This window comes from Aeromonas sp. sia0103 (assembly GCF_963895295.1).
GTDB lineage: Bacteria > Pseudomonadota > Gammaproteobacteria > Enterobacterales > Aeromonadaceae > Aeromonas > Aeromonas encheleia.
In genome coordinates, this window is record NZ_CAWQKG010000044.1 from 287,320 (window position 1) to 309,050 (window position 21,731).

Genomic DNA, 21,731 nt, shown 5'->3' on the forward strand with positions numbered 1-21,731 from the left:
CTGGAACCTGAAGAAAAAACCTAACCCCGTCTGGCATTCAGAAAGCGTGCGGGGTTGACCTGACGACCATCTTTCAACACTTCATAATGCAAATGCACCCCGGTCGCGCGACCGGTTCGCCCCATCAGGGCTATCTTCTGGCCCTCATCGACCAGGGTGCCCACATCCACCAACAACTTGGAGTTGTGGGCATAGCGGGTCACCAGACCATTGCCATGGTCAATCTCGACCATGTTGCCAAATTCCGGGTGGCGGCCCGCCCAGCTGACGATCCCCTTGCCGGTCGCCATGATGGGGGTGCCGGGCTTGCCACGGAAATCCACGCCCTTGTGCATCTTGGCTCGACCGTTGAACGGATCGACCCGGCCACCGAAGCCGGAGGAGATCCAGACTCGCTCCTGCTTGACCGGCGAACCGGCAATGAAGCCGGCATCGGTGATATGGTGATTCATGATGAAAGATTCAAGTACCGACAGCTGTTCTTCACGGCTACTGAGCTGGCGGTTGAGGTGCGCCATGGAGTCTTGCAGCTCGTTGAGGCTGACTTCCAGGTCGGCATCATAGGAGGGACCGCCCATCGGGGGCAACTCCTTGAAATTGAACTCGTCGGGATCGAGATCGGCTTTTTCGGTCAGCCGCTCTCCGAGCGCATTGAGGCGGCCCAGTTGCCCCTGCATGGTGCCCACCTGGGCGGCCAGCATGGCAAGCTGTTCACGGGCTTCATCGGCCCCTTGCGTGGATTTTTGCTGTTCGGCCTTGGCCAGCGCGATTTCCAGCGCCTCCATCTGCTGGTGCCAGCTCTGCCAGAGCCAACCACCACCCAGTGCCAACAGGGAGAAGAGGATACCGCCGACCCAGGCCAGACGTTGTTTGGGTAAGTGCAACTTGCGGCGCTGCTTACCGTTGAGGATCAGGGTAATGCTCATAGAAATCTGTCTTCTCGGTCAGGTGCGGCCAGGAGCCTGCACGGGCAATAAAACCGGGAGATAATCGGTATTAAAGGATGGAATAAACAAATGACAGGACGTCGGTGCGGAGAGATGACCGACGTCCTGTTGCACAGCTATCAGGCCAGAACCAGACCGTTATCGTAGTAAGCGATGGGCGCTTTCTCGCCCTCACCCTCGAAGGTCACCAGTTCCCAGGCCTCCTGCTTGGCCAGCAAGGCACGCAGCAGTTTGTTGTTCAAGGCGTGGCCGGTCTTGTAGGCACGGAATTCGCCGATGATGCTGCGGTTACACATATAGAGGTCACCGATCGCATCCAGCATCTTGTGCTTGACGAACTCGTCTTCATACCGCAGACCATCTTCGTTCAGCACCCGATAGTCATCCAGCACCACGGCATTCTCCAGGCTTCCGCCCAATGCCAGGTTCTGGGAACGCAGGTACTCGATGTCGCGCATGAAGCCAAAGGTACGGGCACGACTGATCTCTTTCACGAAGGAGCTACCGGAGAAGTCCAGCACGCAACGTTGGTTGCGGCCTTCAAACACCGGATGCTGGAAATCGATCTCGAGATCCATCTTGAAGCCGTTGCGATAGGGGTGGAATTCCGCCCACTTGTCGCCGTCTTCAACCCGGATGCTCTGCTTGATCCGCACGAACTGCTTCGGCGCATTCTGTTCACGGATACCGACTTCTTGCAGCAGGTAGATGAACGGGTGCGCACTGCCATCCATCACCGGGATCTCGGGTGCGTCAACCTCCACATAGAGGTTGTCGATCCCCATCCCGGCCAGGGCGGCAGAGAGGTGTTCGATGGTAGAAACGCGTACACCGGCTTCGTTCACCAGAGCGGTACAAAGCACGGTATCGCGCACCTGATCGGCGTTGGCTGGCAGCGCTACCACAGGATTCAGATCGGTACGCAAGTAAACGATCCCTGTGTTAACAGGCGCCGGACGGAACGTCATTGTGACTTTCCGGCCCGAATGCAGGCCCACACCGGTGGCCTGAACACTCGTTTTCAAGGTTCTTTGTCTAATCATGGGTATATCCGCTTAACAGCTCAAATTCCGGACCAGATGGTCGTTGCCGGGCCATCTTAGCACAATCCTTAAGCAACAAACAAACCAGAGCCATCAGAGGCTTAGTCAGCTTGTTTGCGCAGGAACGCCGGAATATCCAGATAATCCGGTTCGCGACGAGCTTGCGGCTCGGCGTTAACCACCTTGGCCGGGGCCTCTTCCATCACGCGAGACTGCAGTGCTTCGCTGATCAGGGGCTGACGGGCCGGACGCTCTTGGACCATGTTGTTCTTGACCAGCGTGATGTCGGCCTTGCGCTCGGCACCGATACCGGTCGCGACCACGGTCACCCGCAGTTCGTCGTGCATTTCCGGGTCGATTACGGTACCCACCACCACGGTGGCGTTCTCGGAGGCGAAGGCCTTGACCGCGTTACCCACGGTTTCGAACTCTTCGATGGTCATGTCCATACCGGCGGTGATGTTGACCAGGATGCCACGGGCACCGGCCAGATCCACGTCTTCCAGCAGCGGGCTGGAGATGGCTTTTTCTGCGGCTTCTTCGGCACGGTCATCACCGGAGGCAGAACCTGTCCCCATCATGGCAGTACCCATCTCGCGCATCACGGTACGCACGTCCGCGAAGTCGACGTTGATCAAGCCCGGGCGGGTGATCAGCTCGGCGATGCCCTGTACCGCACCCAGCAGCACATCGTTGGCCGCCTTGAAGGCGTCCAGCAGGGAGATGCCGCGACCCAACACCTTCAGCAACTTGTCGTTGGGGATGGTGATCAGGGAGTCGACGTTCTTGGACAGCTCCTCGATGCCGTGTGCCGCGAAGCCCATCCGCTTCTTCCCTTCGAAGGAGAACGGCTTGGTCACGACGGCAACGGTCAGGATGCCCATCTCGCGTGCCACTTCGGCCACGATCGGCGCGGCACCGGTACCGGTACCACCACCCATGCCGGCGGCGATGAACACCATGTCTGAACCGGTCAGCAGCTCACGCAGCGCTTCCCTGTCTTCCATGGCGGCGTCACGGCCCACTTCCGGATTGGCTCCGGCACCCAGACCCTTGGTGATGCCACCGCCGATCTGCAGAGTGGTGTTGGCACTGGAGTTGCGCAGCGCCTGGGCGTCGGTGTTGACGGTAATGAACTCAACACCCTCGATGTTTTGACGAACCATGTGCTCGACTGCGTTGCCGCCGCCGCCACCCACACCTATCACCTTGATGACGGCTTCGTCAGTGTGGCTATCCATAAATTCAAACATGTTGTCTCTCCGCTTTATTTGCCTGACTCAGCAAAATCTTTAGAACTCGCCACGCAGCCAGTTGCTGACCCGTTTGACCAGGCCACCTACGCTTGCCTTGGCAGCATATTCTTTGCTCGTACCGGTGGATTGATGGGTTCGGCCGTACTGCAGCAACCCGACCGCGGTCGAGTACACCGGTGCCTGCACGTAATCACTCAATCCACGTATGTTCATGGGTTCGCCCACCCGGACCTGGCTCTGGAAGATCTGCTCTGCGCACTCCACAATGCCTTCGATCTGGGCCGCGCCACCGGTCAGTACTACCCCGGCCGCCAGCTGATGCTTGACCCCCTGTGCCTTCAACTCGCTCTGCACCCGCACCAGCTCATCATTCACCATGGAGAGCAACTCGGTGTAACGGGGTTCAATCACTTCGGCCAGTGTCTGCCGCTGCAGGCTACGCGCCGGACGGCCGCCGACACTGGGGACTTCAATATTGTCTTCCTTGCTGACCAGGCGGCCGAGGGCGCAACCGTAGCGCACCTTGATCGCTTCTGCGTCCAGCGGCGGTGTGCCGAAGGCGTAGGCGATGTCGCTGGTCACTGTGCTGCCGGCATAGGGGATCACCTTGGTATGACGCAGGGCGCCGCCAGTAAACAGCGACATGTCCATGGTGCCACCCCCGATGTCCACCACGCAGACACCCAGCTCCTTCTCGTCTTCCGTCAACACGGCATAGCTGGAGGCCAGCGCCGAGAAGATCAGCTGATCCACCCGCAGACCGACCTTCTCAACGCATTTCTCGATGTTGCGAGCCATGTCGTTGTGGCAGGTGATCAGGTGCACCTTGGCCGCCATCCGCACGCCGGACAGGCCGACCGGATTCTTGATCCCTTCCTGATAGTCGATGGCAAACTCCTGGGGCAGCACGTGCAGCACCCGCAGCTCATCGGACAATCGCACCGACTTGGCGGTGTGGATGACGTTGTCCACGTCCTCCTGGGTCACCTCTTCGTCGGAGATGGGCACCATGCCGGTCTCGTTGCGGCAATCTATGTGCTTGCCGGACAAGCCCAGATAGACCGAGCTTATCTGGCAGTCGGCCATCATCTCGGCCTCTTCCACCGCCCGGCGCAGGGACTTGACCACGGAGTCGAGATCATTGACCCCGCCCTTCTCCATCCCGCGAGACGCGTGGCTGCCCATGCCGATGACATTGAGCTCGCCATCCGGCAATACTTCTCCAACCAGTACCGCCACTTTGGTCGTGCCGATATCCAGTCCGACAATCAAATTCCTATCTGCGGTGTTGGTCATTCACTTTCTCTTCGTTCTTCTTCCAGCCAACCGCCATTCCGGTGTCGTATCGAAGGTCCACGTAAGCCACTTGCTCACGGGGTTCGATGACCGGGAAGGCATCGATAAACCGCTGCAGGCGAAGCGCGATGTCCGCGCGCCCCACAAACAGCTGAATGTTGCCATCCAGGGTCAGTTCCCAGGCATGGCGAGGGGTCAGATTCACCCCCAACAACTTGTATCCCTTGGCAGCCAGCTGCGCCTCGTACTGGTGACTGGCCTCCAGCACCATGGCGGCCTGATCATCGGGCCCGGACAACTGCATCAGGGGTGTTTTCACCCTGTCCGGTGCACTGAATACCTCACCCTTGGTGTTGACGAAGCGGTTGCCATTCCAGCGTGCCGCCACCGCCTGTTCGGTGAGGTAGACCTTGATCTTGTTCGGCCACTTCTTGCGTACCGAGACCTGGGCTACCCAGGGCAGGGCGTTCAAACGCCCCTGCAATTCGTTCACATCCAGCTCGAAGAAGTTGCGCAGTTCGGCGCCATCCAGCACGGCGGCGCGCAACTCATCGGCCTTCAAATATTCGTGTTGCCCCTGCAGCAACAGCTCGCTCATGGGCAACCGACTGGCATCCGTCAGCCAGTCTTTAACATCCAGCGCAGTCTGGTAGAGCCCCCACATGACCAGGATGAAAAATGCCACCCCGGCGATGAAGCCCCCCTTGGTGCGCCCTTGTGCCCTTGCCTCCACCCGCTCAATCCCCGTTTAACGCGCCATGCCGGCCACTTGCAGACCGGTCCGCCATTATATAGGCCCCGGCTTGGCGGTCAAAATACTCATTGGGCCCTCAGGCACCGGATTTCATGCTATCCACACTCAATTTCATCTCACCGAGGCGACGGGCCAGGGCACCGACGTTCCCCGCGCCCTGCGTCAGCACCAGATCCCCTTCACCGATCAGCTCCGCCAGCACCGCAGGGACATCGTCCGGCGTTGCGACAAAGATGGGTTCCAGGCTGCCGCGGGAGCGGATGGTGCGACAGAGGGCGCGGCCGTCGGCCCCCGGGATAGGCTCCTCACCGGCGGCATAGACCTCCAGCATCACCAGCACGTCCACCTTGGAGAGCACGTCGGCAAAATCTTCATAGAGATCGCGAGTCCGGCTGTAACGGTGTGGCTGGAACACCATGACCAGGCGCTTCTCGGGCCAGCCGGCGCGAGCGGCATTGATGGTCACCTTCACCTCGCTCGGGTGGTGACCGTAGTCATCTACCAGCATGGCCTTGCCACGACCGGTCTCGAACTCGCCATATTGCTGGAAGCGGCGACCCACCCCCTCGAACTTGGAAAGCGCCAGGATGATGGCCTCGTCGCCGATCCCGTCTTCGGTCGCGACCGCGATGGCGGCAGCGGCGTTGAGCGCGTTGTGCACCCCCGGCAGATTGAGGGTCACCTGCAGCTCACCGGCACCAGCGCGACGCACCCGGAAGCGGCTGCGATGGCTGGTCTGCACGAAATCCAGTACCTGCACGTCGGCATCAGCGGACAGACCGTAGGTGATGGTCGGACGGCCGATCTCCGGCAGCAGGCCACGGATCACGGGATCATCCACGCACACCACGGCCAATCCGTAGAACGGCAGGTTGTGCAGGAAGTCGATGAAGGTGGACTTCAGCTTGGAGAAGTCGCCGCCGTAGGTGTCCATGTGATCCGCTTCGATGTTGGTCACTATGGATACCATGGGCTGCAGATGCAGGAAGGAGGCATCGCTCTCGTCCGCTTCGGCGATCAGGTAACGGCTGCTGCCCAGGCGTGCATTGGTACCGGCGCTGTTGAGCAGGCCGCCGATGACGAAGGTGGGATCCCGGTCGGCCTCGGCATAGATGCTCGCCACCAGACTGGTGGTGGTGGTCTTGCCATGGGTGCCGGCGACGGCGACGCCGTGACGGAAGCGCATCAGCTCGGCCAGCATCTCGGCGCGGCGCACCACCGGGATGCGCAGCTCACGGGCGGCCAGCAGCTCGGGGTTGTCCTGCTTGATGGCGGTCGACACCACCACCACGCTCGCCTCGTTCACATGCTCGGCGCTGTGGCCCACGAAGATGTGAGCACCGAGCGAGGCCAAGCGCTCGGTCACCGCATTGCGCGACAGATCGGAGCCGGAGATCTGATACCCCTCGTTGGCAAGCACCTCGGCGATCCCGCCCATACCGGCGCCACCGATGCCAATAAAGTGAATGCGGCGCACCCGGCGCATTTCGGGGATCACGGTACGCAGTTTTGCCAGTTCAACCTTGGTCATAGTTCTCTCTCAGTCTGCCGCAAGCCGTTTGCATTCATCGGCAACCCGCTCGGCGGCATCGGTAATAGCGACGCGACGGGCGGCTTGGGCCATGTTCAATAGGGTTTCCCTGCGCCCGGCGAGCCAGGAGAGACGCGCGGCCAGCGAGGCCGTGGTCAGCTCGGATTGGGGCAGGAACTCGGCCGCACCGCCGTCGACCAGGGTCAGGGCGTTGCGGGTCTGGTGATCGTCCACCGCGTGGGGCAACGGCACGAAGATGGCGGCGACGCCGGCGGCGGCCACCTCGGAGACCGTCAGGGCCCCCGCGCGGCACACCACCAGATCGGCCCAGGCATAGGCGTCGGCCATGTCCTTGATAAATTCACTCACCTCGGCACCGGCCCCCAGCCTGGCGTAAGCCTCCGCCACGGCGTCGCTATTGCCCTTGCCGCACTGGTGGCGCACCTGGATGGGCACACCGGCGGCGGCCACGGCAGGGGGCACCTGCTCGTTGAGCACCTTGGCGCCCAGGCTGCCGCCGACGATCAGCAGGCGCAGCGGCTCGGCACTGCTGCGCAGCTGCGGATCCGGCAGGGCCACCACTTCCGGGCGTACCGGGTTGCCGACCACGGCGGTGCGGCGGCTCGGCGCGAAGGCGCCGGGGAAGGCCATCAGCACCCGCTTGGCGAGCCGCGCCAGCAGCTTGTTGGTCATGCCGGCCGCCGCATTCTGCTCATGCAGCAGCAGGGGAATGCCGGACAGCCAGGCCGCGACGCCACCGGGGCCGGAGGCGAAGCCCCCCATGCCGAGCACCACGTCCGGGCGAATGGTCTTCAACACCTTGCGGGCCTGCAGCACCGACTTGACGATACGATAAGGGGCCGCCAGCAGTCGCTTGATGCCGTTGCCACGCACCCCCTGGATGTCGATGAAGGAGATGGGGTAACCGTGGGCGGGCACCAGCTCGGCCTCCATCCGGTCGGCGGTGCCGAGCCAGTGAATGGTCCAGCCCTGGGCCTTGAGGCGATCGGCCACCGCCAGCCCGGGGAACACATGGCCCCCGGTACCGCCTGCCATCACCAGTAGCGTCTTGCTCACGAAACCTCCCGCACGCGCGCCTGGGCACTGGCCTGGCGCAACTCGAAATCGATACGAATCAACATGCTCACCGCCACCATCATGATGATGAGACTGGAACCACCGTAACTGACCAGGGGCAGGGTCAGGCCCTTGGTCGGCATCATGCCGCTGGCCGCGCCGACGTTGACGAAGGTCTGGAAGCTGAACCAGATGCCGATGCCGATGGCCAGATAGCCCTCATACAACTTTTCCGCCACCAGCGCCTGATGGCCGAGCCGCAATGCCTTGTACGCAAGTGCGAAGATGAGGAGGAGCGCACCCAGCACGCCCACATACCCCAGCTCTTCCCCCAGGATGGCGAACACGAAGTCGGTATGCGCCTCCGGCAGGTATTCCATCTTCTGGATAGAGTTGCCTAGCCCCTCGCCAAACCAGCTGCCGCGACCGAATGCCATCAGCGACTGGGTCAGCTGATAACCGCTGCCGAACGGGTCGGCCCAGGGATCGAGGAAGGAGGTCACTCGCCGCATCCGGTAGGGCTCGGCGATGATCAGGGTCACCACGGCGCTCACCCCGACCAGGATGAGGCCGATGAACTGCACTAGCCGCGCCCCTGCCAGGAACAACATGCCAAGGGAGGTCACGAACATAACCACCACCGAGCCCAGATCCGGCTGGGCCAGCAGCAAGATGGCCACCACGAACAGCACCGCCATGGGCTTCATGAAGCCGATGAAGCGCTCACGCACCTCGTTCTGGCGACGCACCAGATAGCCCGCCAAGTAGACGAACAGCGCCAGCTTGCCAAATTCCGCAGGCTGCAGGTTGAAGGGGCCGAGCGGCAGCCAGCGGATAGAACCGTTGACGCTGCGGCCCACCAGCAGCACCAGCACCAACATCAGGATGGCAAGCAACAGCATGGGGCTGTTGTATTGCTGCCAGCGCGCCATCGGCACCTGCAGCACGAACCAGGAAATACCGAGCGCCATCACCAGGAACAGGCCGTGACGCTTCACGAACATGAAGGGGTCGTTGTTGATGGCGATCCCCTCCGGAATGGAGGCCGACGCCACTATCACCAGGCCCACCGACATCAGCGCCAGCGCCAGCACCACCAGCTGCCGATCGTAGAGACCGGCGGGGCGCGCCGGTAACAACCAGCGTTGCAGCAGAGCTGCGATGGTGCGCAAGGCATTCATAGGGCCAGCACCAGTTCGGTGAAGCGATCGCCACGGGCTTCGAAGGATTTGAACTGATCCAGGCTGGCGCAGGCCGGCGCCAGCAGCACCCAGTCGCCGGGTCTGGCATCGGCGGCGGCCTTGGCGACGGCGGCATCGAGATCGGCGACCCGTTCGGTCTGCTCACCCAGGGCGAGCAGCACCTCGGCATCCTGGCCGAAGCAGTACAGGTGATCGATCTGGTTGCCGAGCAGCGCCTGCACCGGGCCAAAGTCCTGGCCCTTGCCCTGGCCACCGGCCAGCAGCAGCAGCCGGCCCTTGACCGATTCGCGCACGCCGGCCACAGCCGCCAAAGTCGCCCCCACGTTGGTGGCCTTGGAGTCGTTGATCCAGCGCACCCCGTTTACCTCCCGCACGAAGCGGGCACGGTGGGGCAGGCCCTCGAAGCGGCGCAGCACCCGCAGCTGTGGCTCACGGGGGATGCCGACCGCATCGCACAGGGCCATGGCCGCCAGGGCATTGGCCTGGTTGTGGGCACCGACGATCTTCATCTCGTCGACGGCCAGCAGCGGCTCCCCGTGCAGGGTCAACCAGTGGCGGCCGTCCAGCAGGCAGCGGCCGTAGCCGTTGCAATCCAGGCCGAAGCTCTGCCACACCAGGCCCACGTCAGGCAGGGTCTGGGCATCGTCCCGGTTGATCAGTATGTGTTGGGAATGCTGATGGATCTCCTGCTTGGCGGCGCGATAGTCGGCCATGCCGGCGTAGCGATCCATGTGATCCTCGGACAGGTTCAGCACCACCGAGGCGGCGGCGCGCAGGCTGTGGGTGGTCTCCAGCTGGAAGCTGGAGAGCTCCAGCACGCAGAGATCCATCGGCTGCTTGAGCAGCTCCAGCGCCGGGGTGCCGATGTTGCCACCGACCCCGACCTTGAGGCCCGCCTCGGCGATCATCTCACCGACCAGCGTGGTCACTGTGCTCTTGCCGTTGGAGCCGGTGATGGCGATGACCGGCACCTGGGTCTCGCGCACGAACAGCTCGATATCGCCGATGATGCGCACCCCGAACTCGGCCGCGGCCTGCAGCTCGGGGGTGGCCAGGGCGATGCCCGGGCTCGCCACTATCATGTGGGCCAGCTTGAGCCGATCGGCGTCCAGCCCCTGGACGAGCTCCACCTCGGCCGGCAGTTGATCCCGGCCTGGCGGGTTGGCGCGGGTATCCATCACCAGCGGCGTCACGCCGCGACTCAGGAAGTAGTCGACGCAGGAGAGTCCGGTTTTACCGAGTCCGATGATGATGACCATGGCTTACCTCACCTTCAGGGTGGCGAGGCCGAGCAACACCAGCATGAGGGTGATGATCCAGAAGCGCACTATCACGCGCGGCTCAGGCCAACCCTTCTTCTCATAGTGGTGATGGATCGGGGCCATGCGGAAGATCCGCACGCCGCGCAGCTTGTAGGAGCCCACTTGCAGGATCACCGAGACGGTCTCCATCACGAAGACGCCACCCATGATCACCAGCAGGAACTCCTGACGCACCAGCACGGCTATGGTGCCGAGGGCACCGCCCAACGCCAGCGAGCCGACGTCGCCCATGAAGACCTGGGCCGGGTAGGTGTTGAACCAGAGGAAGCCAAGACCCGCGCCGACGATGGCGGTACAGACGATCACCAGCTCGGAGGTATAGGGTACGTAGGGGATGTGCAGGTAGTTGGCGAAGTTGACGTTGCCGGTCGCCCAGGCGATCAGGGCGAAGCCCCCCGCCACCATCACGGTCGGCATGATGGCCAGACCATCCAGGCCGTCGGTCAGGTTGACCGCGTTGGAGGTACCGACGATGACGAAGTAGGTCAGCACGATGAACATCAGGCCAAGCTGCGGCATCACATCCTTGAGGAAGGGCACCACCAGCTGGGTCTGGCCATCATGGGTGGCCGTGGCGTAGAGGAACACCGCCACCCCCAGCGCGACCGCCGACTGCCAGAAGTACTTCCAGCGGGCGATCAGACCGTCGGTATTCTTGCGCACCACCTTGAGGTAGTCGTCGGCGAAGCCGATGGCACCGTAGGCGCCGAGCACGAACAGCACCAGCCAGACATAGGGGTTGTCGAGGCGGCTCCAGAGCAGCACCGAGATGAAGATGGCGGCGATGATCATCAGGCCGCCCATGGTCGGGGTGCCTTTCTTGCTGAGGTGAGACTCAGGGCCGTCGTTGCGGATCACCTGGCCGAACTTCAGGATCTGCAGACGGCGGATGAGGCGAGGCCCCATCCAGAGCGCCACCGCCAGACCGGTGATGATCGACAGGATGGCGCGAAACGTCAGGTAGGAGAAGACGTTGAAGAAGGTGAAGTGCGGGGTGAGCAGTTCCGCCAGCCAGACTAGCATGTGGCTGACTCCTGACGGTCAGCGACCATCTTGACGATATCTTCCATGCGGGAGCCGCGGGCCCCCTTGACCAGAATCGAAATTTCTTGATGTGTATTTATCATTTGCGCAAGCACTTCAAACAACGACGCCTTGTTATCGAAATGTCGGCCAGCCGCGGCATCTGCGGTGTGGCGACTCTGTTCCCCTACTGTCAGCACGGCGTCAAGACCGCGCTCGCGGGCGTGGCGTCCGACCCGGGCGTGTTGCTCGGCAGACTCCTCACCCAACTCCTTCATGTCACCGAATACCAGCACCTTGTAGCCGCCCATGGCGGTCAGGGCATCGATACCCGCCAGCACGGATTCCACGCTGGCGTTGTAGGTGTCATCCACCAGGGTGAGACCACCCCAGCGCTGCACGCAGAAGCGGCCCTTGACCGGCGCCATCTGCTCCAGTCCCGCCTTGACGGAAGCGAGCGAGGCACCCAGCGCCAAGCAACCGGCGGTGGCGGCCAGGGCGTTGGCCACGTTGTGGCGGCCGGGAATGGCCAGGGTCAGGCTCACTTCCCCCTGCGGGGTCACCAGCACGCACTCGGCGCAGCCTGACGCATTGAAACGAATGTCGCGGGCATGGAATGGCTGGCTTCGATCCTCGATGGAGAAGGCGCAGTGAATGCCCTTCTCCTGCCACTTTGGCCAGAACTCGTTGTCGGCGTTGACGATGGCCGTCCCCTGCGGGCCCAGACCGGCGAAGATCTCGCTCTTGGCGTGGAAGACGCCCTCGAGGGAACCGAATCCCTCCAGATGCGCGGCCGCCACGTTGTTGATGATGGCGGCATCGGGTTTGACCAGGGAGGTGGTCCAGGCGATCTCGCCAGGATGATTCGCCCCCAGCTCCAGCACCGCAAATCTGTGTTGCGGCTCGAGGCGCAGCAGGGTGAGCGGCACCCCCACTTCGTTGTTGAAGTTGCCGGCGGTGGCCAGCACCTCCCCTTCGTGGCGCAGGATGGCGGTCGCCATCTCCTTGACCGTGGTCTTGCCACAGCTGCCGGTGATCGCCAGCACCTTGGGGTTGAGGCGCTCGCGCACCAGCTTGCCGAGCCGCCCCAGCCCCTTGAGGCTGTCGGCGACGATCAGCTGGGGAATGGCCAGCGGCAGCTCGCGCTCCACCAGCAGGGCCGAGGCCCCGGCGGCGACGGCCTGATCGCAGAAGTCGTGGGCATCGAAACGCTCGCCGCGCAGCGCAACAAAGAGTGCGCCCGCACCCAGGGTACGGGTGTCGGTACTGACCGCCGTGATCGCCGCGTCGTCACCAATCAGACGGGCATCGAGCACCTGCGCCAGGTCGGCAAGCCTGAGGGTCATCATGTGAATGACTCCAATAATGTGTGCAAGGCGGCCGCGACGGTTTCCCGGTCGCTGTAGTGCCGCTTGTCGGTTCCAATGATCTGATAATCCTCGTGACCCTTACCGGCCACCAGGATGATGTCCTGTGTGCTCGCCTGACCGATGGCCAGATTGATCGCCTTGACCCTGTCGTGCTCGATCTGCACCGAGTCGGGATCGCGAAGACCCGCCACCATGTCCGCCATGATCTGGGCCGGCTCCTCGGTACGGGGATTGTCGTCGGTCAGGATCACGCGATCCGCATGCAGCTCCGCCATGGCGGCCATCATGGGACGCTTGCCGCGATCCCGGTCGCCACCACAGCCCACCAGACACCAGAGTTGGCCCTCGCAGTGCACCCGCAGGGCCTGCAACGCTTTCTCCAGCGCATCCGGGGTATGGGCATAATCGACCACGGCGAGCGGCGCCTTGCCGCCCCCGAAGCACTCCATGCGGCCGGTCACCGGCTGCAATTGCGGCGCGCTGGCCAGCAGCGCATCGAAGTCGTAACCGAGCACCAGCATGGCACCCATCGCCGCCAGCACATTGCTGACGTTGAAGCGGCCGAGCAAGGGGGCGGATAATACACCATTCCCCCAGCTGGAGTTAATCCTGGTGTGAAAACCTTGTTGGTGAAAATGGGGATCCTGCGCCGTTAACTGTCGCCCAGGATGGTTTTCAATCGGGCCATTCACCCCGAACGCCACGGCCTCGGGATAACGTGCCAGCCATGCCTGCCCCACCTCGTCGTCGGCATTGATGACCGCATTGGCTTCCTCGACCAGCTTGAGCAGCTCTTCCTTGGCGGCGCCATAAGCCTCCATGGTGCCGTGATAGTCCAGATGATCCCGGCTCAGGTTGGTAAACACGGTCGCCGCGAAGGGCAGCGCCGCCACGCGATGCTGCACCAGACCGTGGCTGGAGACCTCCATCGCCACCAAATCCGCCCCCTGCCGTTGCAGGGCCGCCAGATTCGCCTGCACCTGCAGGGCGCTGCCGGTGGTGTTTTCCGCTTCCACCAGCTCACCGAACAGACCGTTGCCGACCGTGCCCATCACCCCGGCCTTGCCCCCCAGCAGGGTGCGCCAGTTCGCCACCAGCAACGCCGTGGTGCTCTTGCCATTGGTGCCGGTGATGCCCACCAGTTGCAGCTGGCGGGCGGGCTGGCCGTAGAAATCACCGGCCAGGCCGGAGAGGCGAGCGGACAGATGGGGGATCCCGAAACAGGGCACCGCCAGGGTTGGCGCCACAAATTCTCCGTCCTCCTCAAACAGGACGGCGGTCGCTCCCTGAGCCACCGCCTGTTCGATGAAGCGTCTGCCATCCATTTGGTGGCCTCGAATGGCAACAAAGAGGCAACCGGGCCCGACCCGCCGACTGTCCAGCTGGAGGTCGGTGAGGGGGAGCGCCGGGGCAGAGATGCCGAGGGGGCGCAGCAGTTGATCAAGCGCGCGGGACAACATGAGAAGCCTCCAACTGGGCAGGAATACAGGCGCCCGAACGGCGCGACGACAGGGGAAAAGGCCCGCGACCAAGGTCGCGGGCGGGAGCTTGACGCCAATCAGGTGCGTGGCGCGGCATTGGGAGCCTCCACACGGGCGAGTTTGGCGGGCACAGCAGGCGCTAGCCCATCGGGGCGAATGTTGAAGAGCTGCAACACGCCGCCCATGGCCTCGGCAAAGGGCGGGGTCGCGACGGCACCGCCGTAGTAGGCGCTGCCCTTGGGCTCGTTGATCACCACCACCATGACGAAGCGGGGATTGCTGGCCGGGGCGAAGCCGGCGAACCAGGCCATGTAGTCCTTGCCATAGCCCCCGGCGACGGCGACCTTGGCGGTACCACTCTTGCCACCGACCCGGTAACCCGGGATCTGCGCCTTAGGGATGGCGTTGCTGACCACGTATTCCAGCGCCTGCAGCATGGCGGTGGCGTTGTTGTGGTCGATGACCTGCTCACCCTTGGGCGGCTGGGTCACCTTGATGATGGAGAGGGGCACCCGCTTGCCCTTGTTGGCCAGGGTGGCGTAGGCGGAGGCCAGTTGCAGCGGGGTGACCCGCAGGCCGTAGCCGAATGACAGGGTCGCCCGCTCGATATCGGACCAGCGACGACGCTGGGGCAGCATGCCGCTGCTCTCGCCCATCAGGCCGCTGCCGGTGTCCATGCCGAAGCCGACCATGCTGAGGGTGTTGATCATCTCCTGGGCGGGCATCCGCAGCGCGATGCGCGACATGCCGATGTTGGAGGAGTAGCGCAGGATATCGTACAGGTTGGTCGCCTTGTGAATGCTCACATCGCGGATCTGCTTGGCGCCGATGAACAGGGGGCCGCCCTGGATGGTATCCTTCCAGCTGGTGACACCCGCCTGGAGCGCACTCAACAAGATCAATGGCTTGATGGTCGAACCCGGCTCATAGGTATCAGTCACCACCCGGTTGCGCACCCGGAAGCTCTGGTACTGGCCACGGTTGTTCGGGTTGTAGGAGGGGGTATTGACCATGGCGAGCACCTCACCGGTCTTCACATCCAGCATCACCATGGAACCGGAGGTGGCCTTGTTCTCGTCGGTGGCCCGCTTGAGCGCGCGATAGGCCAGCGCCTGCACCCGCTGATCGATGCTCAGCTGCAGATCGTTGGAGTTCTTGCCCTCCTTGACCAGCCCGAGCCGCTCGATGACCCGGCCCTGACGATCCTTGCGCACCCGCATCTCGCCCGGGGTCGCGGTCAGCCACTCGTTGTAGCTGCGCTCGATCCCCTCGATGCCGCTGCCATCTATGTTGGTCACCCCCACCAGGTGGGAACTGATCTCGCCGGTCGGATAGAAGCGACGAGCCTCGGGCCGCAGATAGATGCCCCCCAGCTTGAGACCCTTGATGTATTCCGCCACCGCCGGCGTCACCTGCCGCTGCAGGTAGACGAAGCGCTTGCTCGGGTTGGAGATGCGGTGCTTGAGGGTGTTGATGTCGAGCTTGAGCACGGCGGAGAGCGCCAGCCAGGCGCGTTCGTTATGGATGGCGCCGGATTCGTGCACCGTCTTGGGATCGGCCCAGACCGCCTCGACGGGTACCGACACCGCCAGCTGTTCGCCGTTGCGATCGGTGATCATACCACGCACCGCTTGGGTTGAGGTGGTACGCAGCGAGCGCATGTCCCCCTCCTGACGCAGGCGGTCCGGGTCGATCACCTGGATCCAGGCCAGCCGCAGGATCAAGCCGGCAAACGCGATGCCGATGAAGAACACCAGCGTGCGAAAGCGCCACGGATAGAGTGACGGGGCTTTAGCCTTGGCTTTGTCTTTTGCCGGTGCTTTGGTGGCGGCCTTGCGTGTCATGGTTGTGTTATTACCTTCTCGGTGGTCACCAGCGGGCGAGCCATCTGCAATTTGTCCATGGCCAGACTCGCCACCCGGGAGTGTTCGGCCAGGGTGCCCTGCTCCAGCAGCAGGTGTCGCCACTCGATGTTGAGCCTATCCTCTTCCGCCATCAGGTCATTTTGCTGGGCGGTCAGGCCGCGGGTCATGTTGGTCACCAGGATCACCGCAAAGGCGGTGAGCAGCACGGCAACGGACAGCACGATCTGCAGCTTGTGCCGCCAGAGATCGCCGATGATCTCCTTGGCCAGATGGACACGCACCTCGCTCATGACTCAGTCCGCCAGCCGCTGGGCGACCCGCAGCACTGAGCTGCGGGATCGGGTATTTTCGGTGACTTCGTGCTCGGAAGGCTTGAGCGCCTTGCCGATCGCTTTCAATTTACGGCCACCGGCCAGCTGCGCCTCGGTCAGCGGGATGCCACGCGGCACCTCGGGTCCCTTCTCATGCTTGCGGATGAAGTGTTTGACCAGCCGGTCCTCCAGCGAATGGAAGCTGATGACGGAGAGGCGCCCCTCGGGAGCCAGCGCCTGCAGCGCGCCGTCCAGTGCGGTCTCGATCTCGTCCAGCTCGCTGTTGATATAGATGCGGATGGCCTGGAAGCTGCGGGTGGCGGCGTGCTTGCCCTTCTCCTTGCTCGGGTTGACCCGGGCGATCATCTCCGCCAGTTGGCGGGTGCGCACATAGGGCTCGGTGACCCGATCGTGGACGATGGCACGAGCAATCTTCTTGGCGAAGCGCTCCTCGCCGAAGGTCTTCAAGACCCAGGCGATGTCGTCCACGTCGGCGCGAGCCAGCCACTGCGCGGCGCTCTGGCCACTGGTCGGATCCATCCGCATGTCGAGCGGACCGTCCTTCATGAAGCTGAAACCGCGCTCGGCATCGTCAAGCTGGGGGGAAGAGACACCGAGATCCAGCAGGAAGCCGTCGACCTTGCCCAGCAGGCCGCGATCGGCCAGATAGGTGGTGATGCCGGAGAAGGGACCGTGCACGATTTCGAAGCGGGGATCCTGGATCTTGGCGGCCTCGGCGATCGCCTGGGGATCCCGGTCGATGGCGATCAGACGGCCGTTCGGGCCGAGCTGCTGGAGAATGAGACGAGAGTGACCACCCCGGCCAAAGGTACCGTCGACGTAGATGCCGTCCGGCTTGATGGCCAGCCCTTCGACGGCTTCGTGCAACAGCACTGTGATGTGTTCAGCGGCTTGGGTCATTTATAAGGAAAAGTCCTGTAGTCGTGGTGAGCTTGCCCAATCATCCTCGGGCAGGCCCTGGATATCGTCATTGATCTGTTGCTGCCAGCGGGATTCATCCCACAGCTCAAACTTGTTGAGCTGGCCCACCAGCATAATTTTCTTGTCCAAGCCGGCATGGCTGCGCAGCGGCTGGCTGAGCAGCAGGCGGCCATTGCCGTCCAGCTCGCACTCGGTCGCGTGACCGAGCAACAGGCGTTGCAGGCGGCGCTCCGCCGGATTGGTGCTGGAAAGGGTCTTGAGCTTGCGCTCGATCTCTTCCCATTCATTCAGGGGGTAAAGCAGCAGACAAGGGTGGGCAATGTCGATGGTGCAGACCAGCTGGCCGTCGCTTTCATCGCGCAGCCAATCTCGGTATTTGGTCGGAATCGCCAGTCGCCCTTTGCTGTCCAGGCTGATGGCGTGAGCGCCACGCAACAAATTGCAGTCCCCGAAGGTGAGTTTAAGGAGGCAAACTGCCTGATAAAACCACTTTGATCCACTTTTCTCCACCATGAAGTTTAAGGACGAGCAGGAGGCTTTTCAAGCGAGGATGGCGGGCATGGGGAACATATTGACGCAACACCGGGGCACTACCGATTAAATGAATTGATTTTCCACAAGTTATTCATGAATAAAATAAATCTCCCTCATCAGGAACCACCTGTAAATAATCGAGCTCAGGGGGAAATAATGAAACGAAACAGCACGACGGCGCACAAGATGATGCACACCCCCACCACGGGATAAATGATGTATCCGTCCCCCGCCCGCCGGGCGCGCAAACAGACCAGCTGACAGAGCAGCAGGTTATAGACGATGAGAAGGAAAGTCAGCAGAAGGTTGGAACCAAATGTCAGTTCATCTGCATACATGACGTAGAGCCACATCAAACCAAAATTAACGAGGATCAGGTAAAGCAAAAACTTCTGGATCGCCCTACCCGCCTTTGGGGTCTTTTTTACTCGTGTTATCATGCTCATCACGTCCTGGATACCACATGAACAGTCGACAGAAACTGTCAAAAACTGTTGAGATTCATCATGTTTTTATCGCCTTCCTGCCAGGTCATTACCCCCCTGATGAGACTATTATTCCGTTTCCTTGCCAGCCTGCCGCTGCTGAACAGTACTTATTGTTACTCCTATGATACTTATCATTGGCAGGCGGGCTTTCCTACCCCTATAGCAGGAAAAGGAGCCGAACTGGTCACCCAGCAGACGCAGTTTCTGCTGCAACAACGAGTGCACCTGCAGGGGCGGATTGCCCAATCCCAACCCATGATCCGTTGGGTGGAGCAGCAGGTTCGCGAACGCAAAATGCCTTCCATACTGGCATTACTCCCCCTGATAGAGAGCAGTTATCGTCTTGATGTGGTCTCCTCTGCGGGAGCCGCCGGCCCCTGGCAACTGATGCCGGATACCGCTGCCCGTTTCTCCGTCCCCATGACAACTAGCTTCGATGGTCGCTATTCATTGCCCCTGGCAACGGAAGCTGCGCTGTCCTATCTCGGTTGGTTATATCAGTTCTTTGGCCAAGACTGGCTGCTGGCACTTGCGGCCTATAACGCGGGGGAAGGGCGGGTATTGAAGGCCGTACTCAGTGCTGGAACGCGCAACCTGTGGGAACTGTCGCTGCCTACCGAGACGCGCCTCTACGTGGCACGTTTCCTCGCCTTGTCTCAGTTGCTGGAGCGGGCTGCACACTACAATTTTGCTCTGCCGTCGTGGCAGGAAGGGGACAGCATACAGGTATGGCAGCAGCCTGGAAGCTGCTCCCTGCTGAGCTGGGCGATGGCCAAAGGGGTGTCCATGAATGAGGCTAGCCGTTGGAACCCGGCCTGGCAGTTGCCCGATGCCCAGGGGGTAAGCAACTGCCCAATCGTCTATGGTCGCGGCAAAACACCCCCGGCAGTACGCGAGAGTGAACGTCCCCTGCTGGTGCGTGCCGTGTCGCTGGAGAGTCTGCATGATCCCCTGCTGCTACAACCAGCCAGAGGGTTGAACATGAGCCGGGGAGGTCTCAGCCTCGCACCGTTGCCGGATCCACTGGGATTGGAGCAGACCCGCCCTCTGCTGGCGCCATGAAACTGTGACGCCAGTGGCTGAGTATGGGGGCAAGATCGACAGACCCCGGGTCACCCCAGCGAGCACCATAGAAGCTGAGGTATTGGCCTATCGCCCGCCGATGGGTGATCTGGCATTCCAGCACGATCCGAGGTGACAATGACAGACTGACGGTATCGGGCAATGCAAAGCGGGCGGGGGCCAGAAAGCCCACCCCGCCCGGCCCAATGTCCTTGATCACCACCCGACCGATTCGCTTGTCAAACAGCAGACCCGACACCATGAGCCGGGCTGCGATGCCGCAACTCTGGGATTCCAGCGGGGTAGCACCATCATGCAGATACCAGCGAGGTAGCTTGCGCCTGGGGTCATTGAATGGGGTTGATTCCGGCAGATAGAGGTCAGGGGTTCCCATGGGCAGTGGCATCCTTGGCTTGCTGGGTGGCGGCTTGGGTTTGGGCGCTGAATAGCTGTTCCAGATTCTTCTCTGCCTGGCTCGTCATCACCAGCAACTCGATGCGGCGATTCTGGCTGCCCCTGGGATCGGAGGTATTTTCCAGCATGGTGTCCGACATGGCGACCACCTGGCCCACCCGCTCGGGCGGCATGCCGCCTGCCAGTAGCACCCGTCTTGCCATCATGGCACGGTCGGAAGACAGCTCCCAGTTACTGTAGTTATCGCCTGCAAAGGGCGAGCTGTCGGTGTGACCGGAGATCATGACCCGATTCTCGATGCGCTGGAATATGGGAGCCAATGCCATCAGCAGGTGGCGGAAATAGGGGCTGATGCGGGTGCTGCCACGGCTGTACATCTCACGCTCATCATCATCGCGGATCAGGATCCTGAGTCCCTGTGGCACCAGTTGCAGCTCAAGGTTGTTCTTCGCCTGCATCTGATCCGCCATGGACGCGATGAAACTGGCCAGCTGCTTCATCTGTGCCTCTCCCTCTATCTTGCCCGCCAACAGGCTCTCATAGCCACCATTGGCGCCATCGGTGAAGATGCTGCGGTTGCGTTCCATATGCCTAGGCATGCGCTGCCCCTCGGCCACAAATTGGGGGCTCAGCTCTTCCAGCACGGATGGATTGCCACCGAGATCCACCGGATAGGGACTATTTCTGATGTCGAAGGGGTTCGCCTCGCTGTCCATAATGCTGTAGTCACGCAGGCGGCTGGCGACCACTTCGCGCTCTTCCTGGCTGGAAACGGCCAGGATCCAGAGCACCATGAAGAAGGCCATCATCGCCAGGGTGAAGTCGGCAAAGGCAACCTTCCATGCCCCGCCGCTCTTGGGGCCACTGCTGCGCCGCTGCTGGCGCTTGATGATGATCTGCTCGTGATTACGCATTACATGGCCCTGTTCGTCACCCAGTCTTCCAACTCAAGGAAGCTGGGTTTCACGTCGGGCTCCAGCATCTTGCGGCCCGAATCGACGGAGAGCAACGGCGTCTTGCCGCGTAACTGGGCAATCAGGATCGACTTGATGCACATCAGCATGCCGATGCGGCGCTTGACCATCTCTTCCATGGCATTGCTGATAGGCTCCAACAGGCAGTAGCAGAGGAAGATACCGATGAAGGTTCCCACCAACGCGGCGGCCACATGCACCCCGATGTTGCTAAGCGGGCCATCGAGCTGTTGCATGGTGATGATGATCCCCATCACGGCCGCGAGAATACCGAAGCCAGGGCAGGCCTCTCCTGTCTTGTGCAGGGCATGAGACGGCTTGAGCATGTCCTCCTCGATGGCCATGATCTCCTGCTCCAGAATGGTATCCAGCTCGTGGGGTGTGATCTTGCCCATGCCCAGCAAGCGCAGGTTGTCGATGATGAAACCCAGTAATTGCGGATCCTCCGACACCTGGGGGTACATCAGGAAGACCGAGCTCTGCTGCGGGTTCTCGACATGTTCATCCAGCGCCTTCATCCCCTTGTTACGGGTCTCTTCCAGTAGTTGATGCATCAGGGTCAGCAACTCGCGGTAGATCTCCTTCTCATCCTTGTTGGATTTGAAACAAAGCTTCACCTGACGCCACATTTCATGCATCACCTCCTTGGAGTTGCCGAGGAACATGGAACCGGCGGCAGCGCCTATGATGATGATGAGCTCGGCGGGCTGCCACAGGGCGATGGGGCGCCCTCCGGCCATCATGAAGCCGCCCAGCACACAAATGAAAATGACACCAAGACCAATCTGTTTTTGCATGGATGCTCCCGCAGAATTCAAGAAGCCCCCTCCCCATGGGAA

The 21,731-nt window shown here is 62.0% G+C and carries 20 protein-coding genes; 1 reads left to right on the forward strand and 19 read right to left on the reverse strand.

The features are described 5' to 3' along the window. Nucleotides 1–20 precede the first annotated feature (20 nt). The 17 genes from AACW18_RS15345 to AACW18_RS15425 all read right to left on the reverse strand — a co-directional run bounded on the left by AACW18_RS15345 (nt 21) and on the right by AACW18_RS15425 (nt 18,394). Nucleotides 21–926 carry a M23 family metallopeptidase gene (locus tag AACW18_RS15345; protein ID WP_042653216.1) on the reverse strand — a complete coding sequence of 302 codons (906 nt, stop codon included), beginning with the start codon at nt 924–926 and terminating at the stop codon, nt 21–23. 140 nt (nt 927–1,066) lie between these two features. After that, nucleotides 1,067–1,990 (reverse strand): UDP-3-O-acyl-N-acetylglucosamine deacetylase, encoded by a 924-nt coding sequence (lpxC, locus tag AACW18_RS15350; RefSeq protein WP_042653217.1) that lies wholly within the window; start codon nt 1,988–1,990, stop codon nt 1,067–1,069. A 101-nt stretch (nt 1,991–2,091) separates the two neighbouring features. Beyond that, a complete protein-coding gene (gene ftsZ / locus AACW18_RS15355; protein WP_042653218.1) occupies nt 2,092–3,243 on the reverse strand; it encodes a cell division protein FtsZ in 1,152 nt (383 codons plus the stop codon). Between the two features lie 39 nt (nt 3,244–3,282). Further along, on the reverse strand, nt 3,283–4,542 hold the full coding sequence (gene ftsA / locus AACW18_RS15360) for a cell division protein FtsA (protein WP_042653219.1): 1,260 nt from the start codon (nt 4,540–4,542) through the stop codon (nt 3,283–3,285). Further along, the gene (locus AACW18_RS15365; RefSeq protein WP_042653220.1) at nt 4,523–5,275 is read right to left on the reverse strand and encodes a cell division protein FtsQ/DivIB; all 753 of its coding nucleotides are present in this window, start codon (nt 5,273–5,275) and stop codon (nt 4,523–4,525) included. The genes ftsA and AACW18_RS15365 overlap by 20 nt, the downstream gene beginning before the upstream one ends. Before the next feature lie 97 nt (nt 5,276–5,372). After that, nucleotides 5,373–6,827 carry a UDP-N-acetylmuramate--L-alanine ligase gene (gene murC, locus AACW18_RS15370; RefSeq protein WP_218389154.1) on the reverse strand — a complete coding sequence of 485 codons (1,455 nt, stop codon included), beginning with the start codon at nt 6,825–6,827 and terminating at the stop codon, nt 5,373–5,375. Nucleotides 6,828–6,836: 9 nt separating this feature from the next. Continuing rightward, nucleotides 6,837–7,904, reverse strand: coding sequence for an undecaprenyldiphospho-muramoylpentapeptide beta-N-acetylglucosaminyltransferase (gene murG, locus AACW18_RS15375; protein ID WP_218389155.1), 1,068 nt, complete (start codon nt 7,902–7,904; stop codon nt 6,837–6,839). Beyond that, nucleotides 7,901–9,085, reverse strand: coding sequence for a cell division protein FtsW (ftsW, locus tag AACW18_RS15380; protein WP_042653223.1), 1,185 nt, complete (start codon nt 9,083–9,085; stop codon nt 7,901–7,903). Before ftsW ends, murG begins: the two co-directional genes overlap by 4 nt. After that, entirely contained in the window at nt 9,082–10,365 is a 1,284-nt protein-coding gene (gene murD / locus AACW18_RS15385; RefSeq protein ID WP_218389156.1) for a UDP-N-acetylmuramoyl-L-alanine--D-glutamate ligase, read from the reverse strand. The genes ftsW and murD overlap by 4 nt, the downstream gene beginning before the upstream one ends. A 3-nt stretch (nt 10,366–10,368) precedes the next feature. Continuing rightward, nucleotides 10,369–11,451 carry a phospho-N-acetylmuramoyl-pentapeptide-transferase gene (mraY, locus tag AACW18_RS15390; RefSeq protein ID WP_218329458.1) on the reverse strand — a complete coding sequence of 361 codons (1,083 nt, stop codon included), beginning with the start codon at nt 11,449–11,451 and terminating at the stop codon, nt 10,369–10,371. Beyond that, nucleotides 11,445–12,800, reverse strand: coding sequence for a UDP-N-acetylmuramoyl-tripeptide--D-alanyl-D-alanine ligase (gene murF / locus AACW18_RS15395; protein WP_218389157.1), 1,356 nt, complete (start codon nt 12,798–12,800; stop codon nt 11,445–11,447). Before murF ends, mraY begins: the two co-directional genes overlap by 7 nt. Next, nucleotides 12,797–14,281 (reverse strand): UDP-N-acetylmuramoyl-L-alanyl-D-glutamate--2,6-diaminopimelate ligase, encoded by a 1,485-nt coding sequence (murE, locus tag AACW18_RS15400; RefSeq protein ID WP_218389158.1) that lies wholly within the window; start codon nt 14,279–14,281, stop codon nt 12,797–12,799. Before murE ends, murF begins: the two co-directional genes overlap by 4 nt. Before the next feature lie 98 nt (nt 14,282–14,379). Next, a complete protein-coding gene (locus AACW18_RS15405) occupies nt 14,380–16,146 on the reverse strand; it encodes a penicillin-binding transpeptidase domain-containing protein (RefSeq protein WP_218389159.1) in 1,767 nt (588 codons plus the stop codon). After that, nucleotides 16,143–16,457 (reverse strand): cell division protein FtsL, encoded by a 315-nt coding sequence (gene ftsL / locus AACW18_RS15410; RefSeq protein ID WP_042653229.1) that lies wholly within the window; start codon nt 16,455–16,457, stop codon nt 16,143–16,145. Before ftsL ends, AACW18_RS15405 begins: the two co-directional genes overlap by 4 nt. Before the next feature lie 3 nt (nt 16,458–16,460). Next, on the reverse strand, nt 16,461–17,399 hold the full coding sequence (gene rsmH / locus AACW18_RS15415) for a 16S rRNA (cytosine(1402)-N(4))-methyltransferase RsmH (RefSeq protein WP_218329462.1): 939 nt from the start codon (nt 17,397–17,399) through the stop codon (nt 16,461–16,463). Continuing rightward, the gene (gene mraZ, locus AACW18_RS15420; protein ID WP_218389191.1) at nt 17,400–17,858 is read right to left on the reverse strand and encodes a division/cell wall cluster transcriptional repressor MraZ; all 459 of its coding nucleotides are present in this window, start codon (nt 17,856–17,858) and stop codon (nt 17,400–17,402) included. 239 nt (nt 17,859–18,097) lie between these two features. Next, nucleotides 18,098–18,394: a hypothetical protein gene (locus AACW18_RS15425; RefSeq protein WP_042653322.1), complete on the reverse strand. Its 297-nt coding sequence runs from the start codon at nt 18,392–18,394 to the stop codon at nt 18,098–18,100. 255 nt (nt 18,395–18,649) lie between these two features. On the opposite strand from AACW18_RS15425, the gene AACW18_RS15430 reads away from it, so the two are divergent. Beyond that, nucleotides 18,650–19,504 (forward strand): lytic transglycosylase domain-containing protein, encoded by an 855-nt coding sequence (locus AACW18_RS15430; protein WP_256351913.1) that lies wholly within the window; start codon nt 18,650–18,652, stop codon nt 19,502–19,504. A 380-nt stretch (nt 19,505–19,884) separates the two neighbouring features. Here AACW18_RS15430 and lafU read toward each other — a convergent pair whose 3' ends face one another. Together lafU and lafT are read right to left on the reverse strand one after the other, a co-directional pair. Beyond that, nucleotides 19,885–20,832, reverse strand: a complete 948-nt coding sequence (gene lafU, locus AACW18_RS15435; RefSeq protein WP_042653232.1) for a lateral flagellar motor protein LafU — start codon at nt 20,830–20,832, stop codon at nt 19,885–19,887. Further along, the gene (gene lafT, locus AACW18_RS15440; RefSeq protein WP_042653233.1) at nt 20,832–21,689 is read right to left on the reverse strand and encodes a lateral flagellar motor stator protein LafT; all 858 of its coding nucleotides are present in this window, start codon (nt 21,687–21,689) and stop codon (nt 20,832–20,834) included. The genes lafU and lafT overlap by 1 nt, the downstream gene beginning before the upstream one ends. Nucleotides 21,690–21,731: the final 42 nt, after the last annotated feature.